This is a genomic window from Streptomyces sp. ACA25, from assembly GCF_028200735.1.
Taxonomy (GTDB): domain Bacteria; phylum Actinomycetota; class Actinomycetes; order Streptomycetales; family Streptomycetaceae; genus Streptomyces.
Map to the genome: position 1 here is coordinate 1 of NZ_JAQKPV010000016.1, position 17,214 is coordinate 17,214.

Below are 17,214 nucleotides of genomic sequence, written 5' to 3' on the forward strand. Positions count from 1 at the left end.
ACCCTCCACCAGGGACAGCGCGGAGGGTGCCGACTCAGCCGGGGAGAGGTCGAGCAGAACCACCCGGTCGGGGTGCTCCGACTGTGCGGACCGCACCAGACCCCACACCGCTGCCGCAGTGGGCTCGACGATGTCATCGCCGGGAACGGCCGCGACGGCCCCCCTGGTGCACACCACCAGACGGGACGCAGCCATCCGCTCGTCGGCCAGCCAGGACTGCAGGCCGGCCAGCACCTCATGGAGAGCGGTCGGCGCGTGCCACATCACCACCTCCGGGGCGGGACCGGACTCCGGAATTGCCGCCCCGGGGTCTTCCGCGTCGGTCTCGACGCGGGATTCCGTGCTCTCCGGTGTCGCGGGCAGCGCCGTCCAGATCACCTCGTACAGCGAATCCGCTCCCGCGGCAGGCTGGTCAGTGACGGCACGCAGAGTCAGCGAGTCGATCGAGGCGACGGGCACACCGCTCTCATCGAACACCGCCACCGACACGGTGTCCGCGCCCACCCGCTTCAGACGCACGCGCAGCGCTGAAGCGCCCCACGCGTGCAGGGACACCCCGGAGAACTCGAACGGCACCCGCGCGGCGGCGTCACCCGGGAGCAGCCCTGCCGCGACCGCCTGAAGCGCGGCGTCCAGCAGGGCGGGATGCACCCCGTAGCCGTCGGTGGCCTCACCTTCGGGCAGCGCCACCTCGGCGTGGAAGACGTCACCGGATCGCCATGCTGCCCTCAGCCCTTGGAAGGCCGGGCCGTAGGCCAGGCCGACCTCGGCCAGATCGGCGTAGTGCCCGTCCAGGTTCACCTGCACGGCGCCGGCGGGCGGCCATACCGGTTCATCGGCCGGAACCGGGCATTCTCCTGCTGCCAACAGGCCGCTCGCGTGGTGCGTCCAGGGCGCGTCCACGTCGCTCTCGGATTGCGAGTGGACAGCGACGGTGTACGCGCCGTCAACCTGCTCGTCTCCGGTGACAGCCACCTGCACCCGTACGGCGCCCTGCTCGGGCAGCACCATGGGTACGTGCAGCGTCAGTTCTTCGAGCCGGGTAGCGCCTGCCTGGGCTCCGGCGTGCAGGGCCAGCTCCACCAGTGCGGTGCCGGGCACCACGAGGACGCCCCCCACTCGATGGTCCGCCAGCCACGGGTACGCCGCGATCGAGAGCTTGCCGGAGAACAGCAGGCCGCCGCCGGTGGCCGGAGACACCTCGGCACCGAGCAGGGGGTGGTCAGCGGCACGCAGCCCGGCGGCGCCGACGTCTCCCTTGCTCGGCCGGGGACGCAGCCAGTAGCGCTCGCCCTGGAATGCGTAGGTGGGCAAGTCGGTCCGCCTGCCACCCCACGGGGCGAAGAGCGCCGCCCAGTCCAGCGTAACGCCGGTGGTGTGGACCCGGGCCAGCGCCGTCAGCGCAGACTCGGTCTCGTTCCGGTCACTGCGCAGCAGCGGCACGGCGGGAACGCTGTCGTGGATGTGCGGCGTGAGGGCGGAGAGTGTGCCGTCGGGGCCGAGTTCGAGGAAGGTCCGTACTCCGGAGAGTGAGGTCACCGCGTCGGCGAAGCGGACGGGTTCGCGGACCTGGCGGACCCAGTACTCCGGGGTGGCCGGGTCGCCCGAGGCCGTCACCACCATCGGCACCGACGGCGCGTGATAGGTGAGCGACTGGGCCACGGTGGTGAACTCGGCGAGCATCGGCTCCATCAGGTGCGAATGGAACGCGTGCGACACCGCCAGCCGCTTCACCTTCCGCCCCTCACCCCGCAACCGCTCCTCCAGCGCGGCGATCGCCTCTTGGTCGCCGGAAACCGTCAGCGAGGTGGGCCCGTTGACCGCCGCCAGCTCCACCCCCGCAGGAAGGTCCAGCTCCTCCTCCGACGCCTCCACCGCCAGCATCGCCCCGCCCTCGGGCAGCGCCTGCATCAAACGCCCACGCGCCGACACCAAAGCACAGGCGTCATCCAGCGACAGAATCCCCGCCACATGCGCGGCCGCCACCTCACCCACCGAATGCCCGACCAGAACGTCCGGGGCCACACCCCAGGACTCCACCAACCGGAACAACGCCACCTCCAGCGCAAACAACCCCGCCTGCGCAAACACCGTCCGCCCCAACGCCTCACCATCACCGAACACCACCTCCGCCAACGGACGCTCCAACTCCGCGTCCACCCGCGCACACACCGCGTCAAAGGCCTCCGCGAACACCGGGAACGCCTCGTACAACCCACGCCCCATACCCACACGCTGCGACCCCTGCCCCGCAAACAGAAACACGTGTGCGCCCGCGTCGGCCTCTCCACGGACCACGGACGGCGCATCCGCACCGTCGGCCAGTGCCCGAAGGCCTGTCAGCAGCGTCTCCCGGTCCTCACCGAGCACGACGGCACGGTGTTCCAGGGCGGCGCGTCCCGTCGCCAGTGAGAAGCCGATGTCCAGCGGGTCTGCCTCCGCAGCGATCGGCAGCAGGAGCTCAGCCTGCCTGCGCAGGGCTCCGGCGGAGCGACCGGACAGCAGCCACGGGATCGCCACGGGACCGCCGGGCAGCTGACTGACCGCTTCACCGCTCGCCGCGCTCTTCCCGGTGTTCCCGTGCACCTCGGGAAGCACCGGCTCGGGCGCCTCCTCGATAATGGTGTGCACGTTCGTGCCGCTCACACCGAACGAGGAGACGCCCCCGCGGCGCGGTGTCTCGCCTCTGGGCCAGGGACGCTTCTCGTTGAGCAGCTCCACTGCACCGGCGTCCCAGTCGACCTGCGGGGTGCGCTGTCCCGCATGCAAGGTCCGGGGCAGCTCCTCGTGCCGCAGCGCCTCCACCATCTTGATGACGCCGGCGACGCCGGCCGCCGCCTGGGCGTGGCCGATGTTCGACTTCACCGAGCCCAGCCACAGCGGCCGGTTCGCCGGGCGGTCCTGACCGTAGGTGGCCAACAGGGCCTGGGCCTCGATCGGATCGCCCAGGCGTGTACCGGTGCCGTGCGCCTCCACCACGTCCACCTCGGCAGGAGACAGCCGGGCGCCGGCGAGTGCCTGCAGAATCACCCGCTGCTGGGAAGGGCCGTTCGGCGCGGTCAGGCCGTTCGAGGCACCGTCCTGGTTCACTCCCGAACCGCGCACCACGGCCAGGACGTCATGCCCGTTGCGGACCGCGTCGGACAGCCGCTCCACCAGCAGCAGCCCGACGCCCTCCGACCAGCCGGTGCCGTCGGCGTCGGCGGAGAACGACTTGCAGCGACCGTCCGCGGACAGGCCACGCTGCCGGCTGAACTCGATGAACACACCTGGCGTGGCCATCACCGTCACACCACCCGCCAGGGCGAGCGTGCTCTCACCGTTGCGCAGCGACTGACATGCCAGGTGCAGCGCGACCAGCGAGGACGAACAGGCCGTGTCCACCGTCACTGCCGGCCCTTCCAGGCCGAGGGTGTACGACACCCGCCCGGACACCACGGCGGTCGCCCCGCCGGTCAGCTGGTAGCCCTCCGTGCCCGGCACTCCCGAGAGCAGGCGCAGGTAGCTCTGGTCGTTGGTTCCCGCGAACACTCCGGTGCGGCTGCCGCGGGCCGACAGCGGATCGATCCCCGCGTGCTCGAACGCTTCCCAGGCCGCCCGCAGCAGCAGTCGCTGCTGCGGGTCCATTGCCAGCGCCTCCCGCGGCGAGATCCCGAAGAACTCCGCGTCGAACTCGGCACTGTCGTGGACGAATCCACCCTCACGAACGTAGCTGCGTCCCGCGCTGTCCGGATCGGCGTCGAAGAGGCGGGGCAGGTCCCAGCCCCGGTCGTCGGGGAATCCGGTGACCGCGTCACGGCCCTCCGACACCAACTGCCACAGGTCCGCCGGTGAGTTCACCCCGCCGGGATACCGGCAGCTCATCCCGATGATGGCGATCGGTTCCTGATCGGCGGTCTCCCGGTCGCGCAGCCTCTGCCGGGTCTGGCGGAGATCCGCCGTGACGAGCTTGAGATAACCGCGGAGGGTCTCTTCGTCTGCCATGTGCTGGGACCTCCACAAAGCGCCCGATCGACCGCGGCGCACCCGGAACCGCGATGCCTCGGGTGCTGTTTCCACAGCACCGCGTCCGCACGCTAAGGAAGTCGCACAGAAGCGGACAACCCCTAGTCAGGGAGGCCGCCCCTTATCCTCGTGCCGGACCGAGGGCGGTTCACCGCAGAGCCACGGGAAACTGCAGCATTCCCCGGATGATGAAGGAACCGCGTCTGCGCACCGGTCCGACGCGGCGGATCCCGGGAAGCCGGGTGGTGATAGCGGCCAGGGCGATCTCCGCCTCCATGCGGGCCAGTGCCGCTCCGAGACAGAAATGAATGCCTGCTGAGAAGGAGAGGTTATCCGGTCCGGGGTCCCGCGTGATGTCGAACCGCTCGGGGTCCGGATAGACCTCCGGGTCACGGTTGGCACCGCCCGCGCAGATCGCCAGCTCCCCTCCGGCGGTGATCAGCTGTCCCTCGAGCTCGATGTCGGTGTGCGCGATGCGGCGGTACTGCTGGACCGGGGTCTCGTGACGCAGCGTCTCCCTGATGACGGCCGGGGCGAGTGACGGGTCGTCGGTGAGCATCTCCCGCTGCTCAGGGTGTTCCAGCAGCATCTTGAGGGCGTTGCCGATGAGGTTGACCGTGGTCTCCGTGCCGGCCAGCGGCAGGAACATGCAGAGCGGGACCATCTCCTCCATGCTCAGTCGCCCGTCGTCGACGGCCGGGAGCAACTCGCTGATCAGGTCGTCCCGGGGGTCGGCCCGGTGCTCCTCGATGATGTCGTGGAACATCACCGTCATCTCCCGGATGGCGGCCTGCACATCCCCGGCAAGCTCGACCGTCGCAACGCCGTCGAGCAGGTAGGCCATCCGGCGGCTCAGCCGGAAGAACGTGCGCCGGTGATGCGGCGGAATGCCGACGAGGTCGCCGATGACGCGCAGCGGCAGCTGCTGCGCGAAGGCGCGCATGAAGTTGACCTCGTTCCGGCCCGCCAGCATGTCGTCGATCAGCTCATCGGTGAACCGCTCCACGTGCGGGCGCCAGTGGGCGAGTCTGCGCGGATTGAGCGAGGGCACCGTGAGTTTGCGCAACCGCGTGTGGTCGGGCGGGTCCAGGCCGAGCATGGAATTGTCGAACGGCATGAACTCGGGCGCCTTGGTGCCGTCCGCCCGGCGAACGCCGAACCGCTTGTCCCGCAGCACCCGGTTGGCGACCCCATGACTCGCGGTCGTCCAGATGCCGGCCTCGCTCTTGTACAGCTTCCCCCGGGCGCGCACCTCCTCGTACAGCGGATACGGATCATCCGGTATGAAAAGGATCTTGGCGTATGGGTCGCCACGCTCCGCCGCCTTGCGCAGGAACTCCTGCACGATGGCCGCCTGCACGCGCGCTCGTCGTTCCGTCGCGAGATCCGTCAATTCTGCCACTCCCACGCCCGATTCCGGACGCCCTCGGCGCCTCGGCGCCACCGTACCGGCGGACGTCCCCCTAGCCTCAACCCCTAAGGAGGCCGTCGTCGGCGGACCTTCGCCGGCGGGCCGCAGGACAGCGAGGCCGGAGTCCGCGCGTCCCCGGCCGGGGAAGCGGAGGGGCGGATGTTAGGGGTTGCCCCGCGGCGGAGCCCGCTGCGATCGTTGGGGCTTCTCCCCGCGCGGGCGCGGTCCGCGGCCACCACCGCGGCACCGGATGGCACACGGGCGGACCTCCCGCGGGGACGGCAGGACACCGGTGAAGGGAAAGACGAAGAGCGATGGCAGCGACGAACGACCTGTGGGTGCGCCGCTTTCACCCGGCGCCCGAAGCCCCCGTCAGGCTGCTGTGCCTGCCGCACGCGGGCGGCTCCTCGACGTACTTCTTCCCCGTCTCACAGCGTCTGTCACCCCGCGTGGAGACCCTGGCGGTGCAGTATCCCGGCAGGCAGGACCGCAGGAACGAGCCCTGCGTGGAGTCCGTCCACGAGCTGGCGGACCTGCTGGCCGATGTCGTCGAACCATGGCAGGACAAGCCGCTGGCTCTGTTCGGGCACAGCATGGGCGCCTCGGTGGCTTTCGAACTGGCCCTGCGCCTGGAGGCCCGGGGCACCGGGCCCGCGGCCCTGTTCGTCTCCGGGCGACGGGCGCCTCTCGCCCATCGGGACGAACGAATCCATCAGCGTGACGACGACGGCCTGATCGCGGAGATCAAGCGGCTCAACGGCACGGAGTCGAGCATGCTCGAGGACGACGAAATCCTGCGCATGGTCCTGCCGGCGATCCGCGCGGACTACAAGGCGGCCGAGACCTACCGGTACCGGCCCGGCCCCCCGCTCTCCGTACCGGTCTGCGCCCTGACCGGCGAGGCCGACCCGAAGGCGACAACCGACGAGGTCCGCCGGTGGGCGGAACACACCGAGGGACGATTCGACATGATCGTCTACCCCGGCGGTCACTTCTACCTGAACACTCACGCCCCGGCCGTGATCGAGGAGATCGCCTCCCGTCTGGTGCCCTCCACTGCCGCCGGACGCTGACCCCGCCGGGAGGGAGCTCCCCGGCCACGGTGCCCCGTGCAGCAGGGCAGCCCGGTCGGGCCCGCGGGTCTCACGCCGAGAGGAAGACCATGATCGAGAACATCCTGCCTTCTCAGGTGGTCGTCGTGGAAACACGGGAGGACCTGCCGGAGGCCATGCTGTTCCCCGAGGAGGAGGCCGTCATCGCGCAGGCGGTGGACAAGCGGCGGCTCGAGTTCCGCACGGTGCGGCACTGCGCCCGCCGGGCCATGTCCACGCTGGGGCTGCCTCCTGCGCCCCTGCTTCCCGGCGAGCGGGGTGCGCCGCGCTGGCCGGACCGGACGGTGGGCAGCATGACGCACTGCGCGGGCTACCGGGCGGCGGCCGTCGGCCGTACCGACGAGGTGCGGACCATCGGGATCGATGCCGAGCCGCACGCCCCGCTCCCGGACGGTGTTCTCGACGCTGTCTCTCTCCCCGGTGAGCGCGCTCGCCACGCCCGGCTGGTGCGCACCGACCCCGCGGTGCGCTGGGACCGGCTGCTGTTCAGCGCCAAGGAGAGCGTCTACAAGGCGTGGTTCCCGCTGACCGGCCGCTGGCTCGACTTCGAGGATGCCGACATCACGTTCCAGGCCGGGACCTCAGCTTTCGAGGCCCGGCTGCTGGTGCCCGGGCACACCGCCGGCGGTGCCGACCTGACCGGCTTCACCGGCCGCTGGCTCGTCGAAGGCGGCCTGGTCTTCACCGCGATCACTGTGCTCAGCGCCGCACGGGCCCCGGTCCTGCGGGAGGAAAACGCCGAAACCGCCCTGCCTGTTGCGCCGGGCACCCCTGCCACCCCTTGAATGCCCCCTACAAATGCGCCGCGGCTGGGGAACCGCCGCGAAGTGTTGCTAGGTTCCGAGGCATGAAGGGCATAGTCCTGGCAGGTGGCAGCGGAACTCGGCTCTACCCTCTGACGCATGCCGTGTCGAAGCACGTGCTGCCCGTCTACAACAAGCCGATGATCTACTACCCGCTCTCCGTTCTCATGCTCGGAGGCATCAGGGAGATCCTGGTGATCTCCACCCCCTCGCACATCGAGCTGTTCCGCGCACTCCTGGGGGACGGCAGCAGGCTCGGACTCTCCATCGAATACGCCGAGCAGCCCCGCGCCAACGGTATCGCCGAGGCATTCATCATCGGCTCCTCGTACATCGGCAACGATCCGGTGGCACTGGTTCTCGGTGACAACATTTTCCACGGACCGGGCTTGTCGGCGTTGCTGCATGATCAGGTAAAGAATGTCGACGGATGCGTCCTGTTCGGCTATGCGGTGAGGGATCCCGAGCGTTACGGAGTCGGAGAGACCGGAGAACAGGGCCGGCTGATCTCTCTGGAGGAAAAACCCTCCGCTCCCAGGTCGAATCTGGCGATCACCGGTCTCTACCTGTACGACAACGATGTGGTCGACATCGCCAGGAATGTGAGACCGTCACCCCGCGGGGAGCTGGAAATCACCGACGTCAACCGCGTCTATCTCCAGCAGGGCAGAGCCAGGCTGGTCGACCTGGGGCGCGGATTCGCCTGGCTCGACGCGGGCACGCATGACGCCCTGCTCCAAGCAGGGCAATATGTGCAAGTACTGGAAGAGCGTCAGGGGGTGCGGATCGCCTGCCTGGAGGAGATTGCGTTCCGCATGGGTTTCATCGACGCCGCCGCCTGCTATGAACGTGGCCGCCAACTTCAGAATTCGGAATACGGCACATATCTCATGGCCATCGCACATGCGGACCGCTGAGGAGGCGCCATGCGCATAGTTGTCACCGGCGGCGCCGGGTTCATCGGCTCCCACTTCGTCAGGCAGGCGGTGACCGGGGCGTACACCGACGGCGTGCCGCCCGAGGTCGTGGTGCTCGACAAGCTCACCTACGCGGGCAACAGGGCCAACCTTGCGGCGGTCGCACACCATCCCCGGCTGAGTTTCGTACACGGCGACATCTGCGACAGACCGCTGGTGGACGAGGTGATGAAGGGTTGTGGGCTGGTGGTCCACTTCGCCGCGGAGTCACATGTGGACCGTTCCATCAGCGGGTCCGAGGAGTTCGTCCGGACCAATGTGCTGGGCACCCAGATCCTTCTCAGCGCGGCGGCCCACGCCGAGGTGGAGAAATTCGTTCAGGTGTCCACGGACGAGGTGTACGGCTCGATAGCCCAGGGCGCGTGGACGGAGAGCCAACCGCTCGCACCCAACTCGCCGTATGCGGCGTCCAAGGCCTCCTCCGACCTGATAGCGCGGGCCTTCCACCGCACGCATGGACTACCGGTGTGCATTACTCGCTGCTCCAACAACTACGGCCCTCATCAACACCCGGAGAAGCTGATACCGCTGTTCGTCACGAACCTGCTGGACGGCAAACACGTCCCTCTGTACGGGGACGGCGGAAACGTCCGTGACTGGCTGCACGTCGACGACCACTGCCGCGGCATCGCCCTGGTGGCGGAGAAGGGCACCGCAGGGGAGGTCTACCACATCGGGGGCGGTACCGAGCTGACGAACCTGGCCCTCACCGAGCGGCTGCTCGACATGCTCGGAGCGGACCGCTCGATGGTGGAGCGGGTGCCCGACCGGAAGGGGCACGACCGCCGCTACTCGGTCGACATCACCAAGATTTCCGAGGAACTCGGCTACCGGCCCCTCGTTCCGTTCGATCGAGGGCTGGCGGAAACCGTCGCATGGTACGCCGGTCACCGGGACTGGTGGGAGCCCCTCAAGCGGTGAGCTGCCCAGCAGGCGCCTGCAGGGCGAGGAAGGCCTCGAGGACGCCGGCGGGAGGGCCCTCGGCGTTTCCGGAACCGGATGGGCACTCCCGTTGACGGTCACAGTCCTGTGGTGTGCCCGACCTTCCGGCTCGCCGACGTGGCGGCCCGGAAACCGCCCTCCAGTGGTGCACACTGCCCGGGTGCGACATCTTCTCCGGACCGCGCTGCTGATCCCGGCCATCGGTGCCTGCACCACGGTCTCCCCGCCGACCGAGGAGCCGGCCGGGGGGCAGTCGGCCCTGCAGGGCCGGCTGCCTGCCACCGTCGAGGCCACCGCACCCGCCGACTCACCCCTCCCGCCGGAGCCGGATGAGGATGTCACCCCGGCATCGCCCCGGTCCGACTCCGTCCCCGGCAGCAGCCCTCATCCCCGGCCCCCGCAGCCCAGCACCGCACCTCGGCAGAACACCGGCACGGTGACCGGGTCGCAGCCCGACGGATGGCCCTCCCCCACCGCGGGACATCGCGCGAGGCCCAGCATTCCGCCGCTTCCCACGGCGGTCCGAGGGGAGACCGAGCCGCCCTTCGGCCTGCCCGCCGTGGGGCCGGTGGCCGAGGAGCTCTGCGACTCGGGCCGTGAGAACCGCATCGCCGAGCAGCACCTCCGGGAAATGTGCAAGGAGGTGCTGCCTCGCGGTCGGTGAAACGGGCACCGACGCCCTGGCGCGGGCCCTGGAGGAATGGCGTCCCGGTGACGACATCGGCGAGAGCGTCGACACCGTCTCGCACTTCGACGGCGCGGCCGGCGCGGACCTTCCGACCGTGCTCCGCGTCCTGCTCATCTGACCTGTGCGCATCCGCCTCAAGGGCTGTCGCCCGCGGACCCGCGCGGAGAGAGGGGGTCCTGACAGCGGGAACCAGCGATGGTAGGAACTTCCAATGATCAGTGATTCTGCGGGCAAGCCGACCAGCGACGCCTTTTCGGACCTCGACACCTACACCTGCCTGCCACGGCTCGGCGGCCTGTGGCTGTCGCCCGACGGCCGGCGCATAGTCGTCGGCGTTTCGACGCCCGGAGCCGGGAAGACCCGCTATGTCACCGCGCTGTGGGAAGTGGACCCGGACGGCGAGCGGCCGGCCCGGCCGCTGACCCACAGCGCCGAGGGGGAAACGGCTGCCGCCTTCACCCCTTCCGGAGACCTGCTGTTCGTGTCGGCACGCCCGGAACCCGGGGCAAACGACGGCCCGTCCAGGGCTGCACTGTGGCGGCAGCCGGCCGCCGGCGGGGACGCCCGGGTGGTGGCCCGCCCGGCGGGTGGTGTGCGGGGCGTCGTCGTCAGTGCGCACGGAGCCGTGGTACTCGGCTCGGCACTGCTGCCGACGGCCACGGACCCGGCGGACGACGCGGAAATCCGGGCCCGGCGGGAGGAGGCCGGAGTCTCCGCCATCCTGCACGAGACATACCCGATCCGGTACTGGGACCACGACCTCGGGCCCGACCGCACCAGGCTGCTCGCCGCCGGGCTGTCCGAGGACGTCACCCCCGCCGGCAGCCTGACGGAACTGCAGGACCTCACCGGCCATGTCGGCGGGGCGCTGGACGACGACTGCTCCTGGGACATCACCCCGGACGGCCGCACCGTGGTCACCGACTGGGTGGTGGCGGAGCCGGACGGGGCGCAGCGGCGTGCGGTGGTGGCGATCGACGTGGCGACCGGCGAGCGCCGTACCCTGGCCGACGACCCCGCCGCCGACATCACCGCGCCGAGACTGTCACCGGACGGTACGCGCATCGTGGTCGGCTACCGCGAGCGGGACGAGGCGGGGACCCCCGGCGACCGGTGGCTGAGCCTGCTGGAGCTGTCCGGCGGCCCGCCCCGGCATCTGACGGCAGGGTGGGACCGCTGGCCGCACTCCGCCCGGTGGACACCGGACGGGAAGGCGCTGGTCGTCGTCGCGGACGACCTCGGACGCGCACCGCTGTGGCGGGTGGATGCCGGGACCGGGCAGGTCAGCCGGCTGACACCGGACGACGGTGCGTACACCGACACCCGGGTGTCGCCGGACGGGCGCTGGGTCTACGCCCTGCGTTCCACCCTCGCCACCCCGCCCGCCCCGGTCCGCGTCTCCCTGGACGGTGCGGGCACGGTGAGCCCGCTGCCCGGGCCGGCCGACTCTCTCGGGGCGCGTGCCGCCGTACCGGGACGGCTGACCGAGGTCACCACCACGGCCGGCGACGGCACCCCGCTGCGCGGCTGGCTGGCCCTGCCGGAGCAGGCCGGTCCGGAGACGCCCGCGCCGCTGCTGCTGTGGATTCACGGTGGTCCGCTGGCCTCCTTCAATGCCTGGTCGTGGCGGTGGAACCCTTGGCTCGCCGTGGCTCAGGGGTATGCCGTGCTGCTGCCCGACTTCGCGCTGTCCACCGGTTACGGCCTCGATTTCGTCCGGCGGGGCTGGGGGTCCTGGGGCGGCGCGCCGTACACGGACCTGATGACGATCACCGACGCGGCACAGGAACGCGAGGACATCGACGCCAGCCGCACCGCGGCGATGGGCGGTTCCTTCGGCGGCTACATGGCCAACTGGATGGCCGGGCACACCGACCGGTTCAGGGCGATCATCACCCACGCGTCGCTGTGGAACCTGGAGCAGTTCACCGGGAGCACGGACGCCTCCTACGCCTTCCGGCGCATGATGACGCCGGAGATGACCGAAGCCCACTCGCCGCATCGTTTCGCGGACGGGATCACCACACCGATGCTCGTCGTGCACGGTGACAAGGACTACCGGGTCCCGGTGGGCGAGGGACTGGCGCTGTGGTGGGACCTCGTGTCCCGGAGCAGGGCAGCGGACGGCACGATGCCGCACAAGTTCCTGTACTTCCCGGAGGAGAACCACTGGGTGCTGACACCGCAGGGCGCCAAGGTCTGGTACTCCACGGTCTTCGCTTTCCTCGCCCACCACCTGCGGGACGAGGAGTGGCGGCTGCCCGAGCACCTCGGCTGAGTGGCACGGAATCACCCGGGGCCGGTGACCCGGTGCGCGTCCCTGTCCCTCGGGCAGGGGCGCGCACCACGGGGTGCCCGCGGCTCAGGGCCTGTCCTCGTCCTCGGCCCAGCCGGTGACCAGTTCGGTGAGCTGCCCGCGTCGCTCCTCGCTGACGTCCTCCTGTTCCGGACCGGACCAGACCAGGGCGAAGCGCCCGGCCTGCCGCCAGTCCGCGCCCTGGACACCGGAATGGCGGGACACCCAATCCCTGGCCAGCCGAGGGGTGGCGAACTCGTACAGCGATACGTCGCCGGTGATCACGAGCTGCTCGCAGTCGCTCTCGTGCGGCTCACCGCCGGCTGCCTCGTTGGAACACATGGCCGTGTTCTGCTGCTGATCCCCGAGCCCGGCCGTCCCCAGTTCGGCGGCCAGCCGTTCGGCCACCCGCTCCGCGGTGAGCGGCCCCTGCCACTCCTCCTCGGCCTGCCCGGCGTCCTCGGTCTCCTGGGCCTGCTCGTCGGAGGCCGCGGGGTCAGCGGTCGCGGCGGGGGAGCCGCCGTCCGCACTGCACGCGGCCGTGAGAGGAAGCAGCACTGCGGCGGCGAGGACCACTAATGCACGTCGGATGCTCATGGAGCCCTAGCCTGCCGCAGATCCGGTCGGCTGGACCAGCCCCACGCGCCTCCGGAAGCGCCGGGCTGCGCTCTTCTTGCCTCGTGTGGCCGGCACGTCGCAAGATGTCACGGCACCGTCCACGCGGCACCGGTTCGGCCGGCTGTGCGGGCCGTGTGCGCAGGATGGGGGGGCGACATGACAGCACGCGTACGGGTGAAACCGGCGGTCCTGGCCGGGCTGGCCGTTCTGCTGACGATGACGGCCTGCGGGGGCTCGGATCCGGACCCGCCGCGCAGCTTCAGCAGCCGCGCCGTGACCACGGTCCATGACCTGCCGGAAGGCCGGCTGCCCGTGGTGATGGACGGGCGGAGTGCCCACGTCGGCTTCGGTCACCAGCTGCGCATTCTCGATCTGGAGAAGGGCGAGTGGGCCGCTTCGCTCTCGGCGAAGAGTCCGGTTCTCCCCGAACAGGGCCGCGCGACGACCCCGCTGCTGATCCAGGGGAACTCGGAGGACGGGGCGGAGCGGACCGTTCTGATGGCCTTCCGTGTGCAGGCGCCGGGCTCCGGGAACGGTGAGCGCCAGGGGGTCGAGGTGGCGGCGGCGGATCCGGACAGCGGCGACCTCCGTTGGCGGTTGCAGGTCGAGGCGTCCGGCACGGTCGGGAGCCCCCGATTCCTCGGATCCCATGGCGGCCTGGCGGTCCTGGAGGTACCGGACAGCGGTCAGGACAGCCCGGCTGCCACGCTGTTCGGCATCGATCTGGGCAAGCAACGGGTCGGCTGGGAGCTGTCGGCCCGGAAAGGGGGTGAGATGACCGGCGACCGGGTCATCACCACGGCGGTCACCGAGCGGCAGCAGCGGGCGCTGACGGCGGTCAGCGCCATGGACGGCACCGTCCTGTGGGAGCAGGAGCCGTCCGCGACCGGCGCGGCCCGGGCCGCTGTGGGGCAGGACAAGGTGCTGGTGAGCCGGCGGGAGAACGGGGGCGAGACCTACCGGGTCCTGGACACGGCGGACGGGACTGTCCTGCACACCTACCGTGAGGAATTCGAGGAACTGCTCACCCTGACCAGGGAGTGTTACGACGACGAGCTGTCCGTCGTGGTGTGTGCCGACGGCTTCGGCGCTGTCGTCGCCCTGGATCACGGCACCGGAGAGGTGCTCTGGCACCGGGCGGAAGGGCTGGCCGTCAGGGCGGCATGGCGGGGACTCGTCTACGGGCGGGACGACAAGCTCAAGTCGGTTGCCGTGGACGGACGCACGGGGGAGCATCGGAAGACCGATCTCGGCGTGCTTCCGGATCTCGTGAACCAGTACGCCGCATTCTCGCGTGACGGATCCTCGCCTCTCATGCCGTCCAGGGGGGTGGGCATCCACCTGGCAGAGTGACCGGCGTGCGGGCCGGGCACCAGGTCGCGGTGAGCCGGGGCAGCGGAGAATATCGATGGCGCGGCACCAGCGTCCTCGCGAGACTTCCGGGATGCGCACCGACACTCTCGAGACACTCCTCCGCCGGCTCCAGGAGGAACGCAGCTTTTCCGGCACGGTGCTGATCACCCGGGCCGGCCGGACGGTTTTCGAGGAGCACTACGGGCAGGCCGACCGTGCGGCCGGCGTCCCGGTCGGTTCCCGGACCCGGTTCGCGCTGGGCTCCGTCACCAAGATCTTCACCGCGACGGCAGTCCTCACCCTGGTGGAAGAGGGCGCGCTGCGTCTCGACACCCGCGTCCGGGAGCTGCTGCCGCCGGATCGCCGGCCGTCGACGCTGCGCGAGGACGTGACGGTCGGCCACCTCCTCACCCACACCTCCGGCATCGCCGACTACTTCGAGGAGGAAACGGCGACGGGCGAGTGGGTGTCGGAGTTCGCGGCCCTGTGGCGGGACCGGCCGGTCTACCGCATGCTGCGGCCCGCCGACTTCCTGGAGTTCTTCGGCGACCTGCCCCCGTACCGGGCGCCCGGGGTCCGCTACCAGTACTCCAACGCGGGCTACATCCTGCTGGGCCTCGCCGTGGAGCAGGTCACCGGCAGGGACTGCAACGAAGAAGTGATCGCACGGGTCTTTGACCCCGCGGGTATGGACGCCAGCGGCTTCTTCGGCTCCGACGAGGTCCGCCCCGATGTGGCGACCGGCTACCTGCGCCCCCGTGCGCCGGGGGAGCCGTGGCGGACGAATGTCTTCGCCGTACCCAGTGTCGGCGGCCCCGACGGCGGGGCGTTCTCCACCGCGGCCGATCTCGACAGGTTCCTGTCCGCGTACGCGGCCGGGGAGCTGGTGAAGCCCGCCCTGCTGACCGAGGCCCTGACGCCGCACACCCGCATGGACGACCACAGCGCGATGGGCCACGGGGTCTACCTCCTGGGGAAAGGCCAGGAACGGGCGTTCGGAGCCGAAGGCGCCGACCCCGGGGCCGAGGCACTCATCCGGCGCTACCCCGAACTCGACATCCACACCGTCGTGCTGAGCAACGTCAACGACTCGGCCTGGACGATCGACGACTGCCTCCGTGCCACCGTGACGGGGAATGCAGCCGGCTGACGGCGGACGGCGGGGCTGGTACCCCGAGGACTCCGGGCGTGGCGGCCGGCTGCCCGCCCCGCCCCGCTGCGGTGTACGGGACGGGGTGCAGCCGCGCCCCCTACGGACGCATCTCGTAGGCGCCGGAGAGCGCCTCGACCCGGGCCCACACCCGGGCGGTTCGGTCAGCGTCGGTGACGGGCCGGCGGACCGCGCCGAGCGCCCACTCCTGCTGGGCGGTCGTGGCGGAGTCCTTCCCGTGCAACTCGACGGCGTGCGCGGAGAAGTCGCGGACCAGGATGCCGAACAGTTCGTCGAGGACGTCGGCGTCGAGGCCGGTGAGCGTGGCCTGCTCCAGGATCAGCTGGCCGTGGACGACCAGGGCGAAGAGCTGGCCGACCGCGAGAAGCAGGTCGAGATCACGGCTCTGCTCCTCGTCGGGGGCCGCGGTGCTGACGAAGGCGCAGAGGGCGTCCGCCTGCTGACGGAAGCGGGCGACATTCGGCACAGCCGCGTGGCTGTCGTAGGCGATGCGCCAGTCGTGGAAACGGATCGCCCCGAGACCGCGCGCCGGGCCCTGCCGGAAGAGGAAGGCGTCGTCGGCGGCGTCGAGGCGGGTGGGCACGGGGTCGTAAGCGTCCGGCGCGAGCAGATGGTTCGCCATGAACTTGATGATCAGGGCAAGGTTGACATGGACGGTGCCCTCCAGCTTGGGCAGGCCCCGGATCTCGCTCGCGGCCTGGGCGAAGTAGGTGTCCTTCTCGAAACCCTTGGCTGCGATGACATCCCACATCAGGTCGATGACCTTCTCGCCCTCGGTCGTCACCTTCATCTTCGTCATCGGGTTGAACAGCAGGTAACGGCGGTCGTCAGGTCCGGCGTGGCGGAAGTAGTCAACGGCACGGTCGCTGAACAGCTTCATGCCGACGAGGCGGACATAGGCGTCGGTCAGCTCACGGCGCACATGCGGGAAGTCGGTGACGCGGCGGCCGTAGAGGACCCGGCGGTGCGCGTGCGTGACAGCCTCGTACATGGCGTGCTCGCAGATGCCGACCGAGGCGGTGCACAGGTTGAACTTGCCGATGTTGACGGTGTTGAGGGCGGCGTCGAAGGCGGCCCGGCCGGTGTGGAGCACGTCCACCGGCCGCACGGGGTACTCCTCGAGCCGGAACTCGCTCACGTACTTCGAGGAGTCGACGACGTTGCGCACCAGCCGGTAGGCGGGGTGGCTGCTGTCGGCGGCGAAGAAGACATACCCGTCGGGGCCCTCCACGTCCGACCGGCGGCCGAAGACGGACACGAGGCCCGCCGCGTTGCCGTTCCCGATGTAGTACTTGGAGCCGGTGGCACGGAAGCCGCCGTCCTCGCCCGGGGCGAGCACCATGTCCGTGGAGTAGATGTCGGCACCGTGGGTCCGCTCGGAGAGGCCGAACGCGAAGACCTCCCCCTGGTCGAGCAGCGCGGCGGCGCGGGCGCGGGCCTCCGCGTTGCCGCTCTGCCACACCGGGCCCAGCCCGAGGACGGTGACCTGCCAGGCGTACCAGTAGTCGAGCCCGTAGAAGCCGAAGATCTCGTTGAGGGCCGCGATACGGGCGGTGTCCCAGCGCTTGCCGGCATCCCCCCGGGCCTCGGCGGCCGGGGTCAGAAAGGTGGCGAACAGGTTTTCCTTCGCGGCGAACCGGAGGAAGTCCTCCAGCCAGGCGCGGCTGCGGTAGTCCGCCAGGAGCTGCCGCTTCCCTCGGTCCTCGAACCAGTCGACGGTGGCGCGCAGCAGCCGCCGGGTCGCGGTGTCGAAGTGGGCCGGGTCGTAGGTGCGTGGGTTGAACAGCAACGGGTCCGCCATGAGGGAACCTTCCTGGTCGGAGGAGGATCGGAGGAGG

General features: G+C 70.4%; 12 protein-coding genes. 8 read left to right on the top strand and 4 right to left on the bottom strand.

Annotation, left to right across the window (positions count from 1 at the left end):
- Together PJ985_RS20770 and PJ985_RS20775 are read right to left on the bottom strand one after the other, a co-directional pair.
- The coding region (locus PJ985_RS20770; protein WP_271685398.1) for a type I polyketide synthase at nucleotides 1-3,984 on the bottom strand (3,984 nt) is incomplete at its 3' end.
- A gap of 169 nt (nucleotides 3,985-4,153) precedes the next feature.
- Nucleotides 4,154-5,398, bottom strand: a complete 1,245-nt coding sequence (locus tag PJ985_RS20775; RefSeq protein ID WP_271685399.1) for a cytochrome P450 — start codon at nucleotides 5,396-5,398, stop codon at nucleotides 4,154-4,156.
- A gap of 332 nt (nucleotides 5,399-5,730) precedes the next feature.
- Here PJ985_RS20775 and PJ985_RS20780 point away from each other — a divergent pair, with 332 nt between their 5' ends.
- The 6 genes from PJ985_RS20780 (at nucleotide 5,731) to PJ985_RS20805 (ending at nucleotide 12,216) form a co-directional block, all read left to right on the top strand.
- Entirely contained in the window at nucleotides 5,731-6,489 is a 759-nt protein-coding gene (locus PJ985_RS20780) for a thioesterase II family protein (protein WP_271685400.1), read from the top strand.
- Between the two features lie 89 nt (nucleotides 6,490-6,578).
- Nucleotides 6,579-7,313 carry a 4'-phosphopantetheinyl transferase family protein gene (locus PJ985_RS20785; RefSeq protein ID WP_271685401.1) on the top strand — a complete coding sequence of 245 codons (735 nt, stop codon included), beginning with the start codon at nucleotides 6,579-6,581 and terminating at the stop codon, nucleotides 7,311-7,313.
- 62 nt (nucleotides 7,314-7,375) lie between these two features.
- A complete protein-coding gene (gene rfbA / locus PJ985_RS20790) occupies nucleotides 7,376-8,248 on the top strand; it encodes a glucose-1-phosphate thymidylyltransferase RfbA (protein ID WP_271685402.1) in 873 nt (290 codons plus the stop codon).
- A 9-nt stretch (nucleotides 8,249-8,257) separates the two neighbouring features.
- The gene (rfbB, locus tag PJ985_RS20795) at nucleotides 8,258-9,229 is read left to right on the top strand and encodes a dTDP-glucose 4,6-dehydratase (RefSeq protein WP_271685403.1); all 972 of its coding nucleotides are present in this window, start codon (nucleotides 8,258-8,260) and stop codon (nucleotides 9,227-9,229) included.
- Nucleotides 9,230-9,410: 181 nt separating this feature from the next.
- Nucleotides 9,411-9,914 (top strand): hypothetical protein, encoded by a 504-nt coding sequence (locus PJ985_RS20800; protein WP_271685404.1) that lies wholly within the window; start codon nucleotides 9,411-9,413, stop codon nucleotides 9,912-9,914.
- 235 nt (nucleotides 9,915-10,149) lie between these two features.
- Nucleotides 10,150-12,216: a S9 family peptidase gene (locus PJ985_RS20805; protein WP_271685405.1), complete on the top strand. Its 2,067-nt coding sequence runs from the start codon at nucleotides 10,150-10,152 to the stop codon at nucleotides 12,214-12,216.
- A gap of 84 nt (nucleotides 12,217-12,300) precedes the next feature.
- Here PJ985_RS20805 and PJ985_RS20810 read toward each other — a convergent pair whose 3' ends face one another.
- Nucleotides 12,301-12,831 (bottom strand): hypothetical protein, encoded by a 531-nt coding sequence (locus tag PJ985_RS20810; RefSeq protein WP_271685406.1) that lies wholly within the window; start codon nucleotides 12,829-12,831, stop codon nucleotides 12,301-12,303.
- A 177-nt stretch (nucleotides 12,832-13,008) separates the two neighbouring features.
- Between PJ985_RS20810 and PJ985_RS20815 the strand changes: the two genes are divergently transcribed.
- On the top strand, nucleotides 13,009-14,205 hold the full coding sequence (locus PJ985_RS20815; RefSeq protein WP_271685407.1) for an outer membrane protein assembly factor BamB family protein: 1,197 nt from the start codon (nucleotides 13,009-13,011) through the stop codon (nucleotides 14,203-14,205).
- Nucleotides 14,206-14,296: 91 nt separating this feature from the next.
- Nucleotides 14,297-15,355: a serine hydrolase domain-containing protein gene (locus PJ985_RS20820; protein WP_271685408.1), complete on the top strand. Its 1,059-nt coding sequence runs from the start codon at nucleotides 14,297-14,299 to the stop codon at nucleotides 15,353-15,355.
- A 100-nt stretch (nucleotides 15,356-15,455) separates the two neighbouring features.
- On the opposite strand, the gene PJ985_RS20825 is transcribed toward PJ985_RS20820, so the two are convergent.
- Complete coding sequence (locus PJ985_RS20825; protein WP_271685409.1) at nucleotides 15,456-17,177, bottom strand: acyl-CoA dehydrogenase family protein; 1,722 nt, start codon at nucleotides 17,175-17,177, stop codon at nucleotides 15,456-15,458.
- Nucleotides 17,178-17,214 lie beyond the last annotated feature (37 nt).

Bases quoted from the DNA above. Each gene is read 5' to 3' on its own strand.
- PJ985_RS20780 (WP_271685400.1), top strand. From the start codon at position 5,731: ATGGCAGCGACGAACGACCTGTGGGTGCGCCGCTTTCACCCGGCGCCC.
- PJ985_RS20785 (WP_271685401.1), top strand. From the start codon at position 6,579: ATGATCGAGAACATCCTGCCTTCTCAGGTGGTCGTCGTGGAAACACGG.
- rfbA (WP_271685402.1), top strand. From the start codon at position 7,376: ATGAAGGGCATAGTCCTGGCAGGTGGCAGCGGAACTCGGCTCTACCCT.
- rfbB (WP_271685403.1), top strand. From the start codon at position 8,258: ATGCGCATAGTTGTCACCGGCGGCGCCGGGTTCATCGGCTCCCACTTC.
- PJ985_RS20805 (WP_271685405.1), top strand. From the start codon at position 10,150: ATGATCAGTGATTCTGCGGGCAAGCCGACCAGCGACGCCTTTTCGGAC.
- PJ985_RS20810 (WP_271685406.1), bottom strand. From the start codon at position 12,831: ATGAGCATCCGACGTGCATTAGTGGTCCTCGCCGCCGCAGTGCTGCTT.
- PJ985_RS20815 (WP_271685407.1), top strand. From the start codon at position 13,009: ATGACAGCACGCGTACGGGTGAAACCGGCGGTCCTGGCCGGGCTGGCC.
- PJ985_RS20820 (WP_271685408.1), top strand. From the start codon at position 14,297: ATGCGCACCGACACTCTCGAGACACTCCTCCGCCGGCTCCAGGAGGAA.
- PJ985_RS20825 (WP_271685409.1), bottom strand. From the start codon at position 17,177: ATGGCGGACCCGTTGCTGTTCAACCCACGCACCTACGACCCGGCCCAC.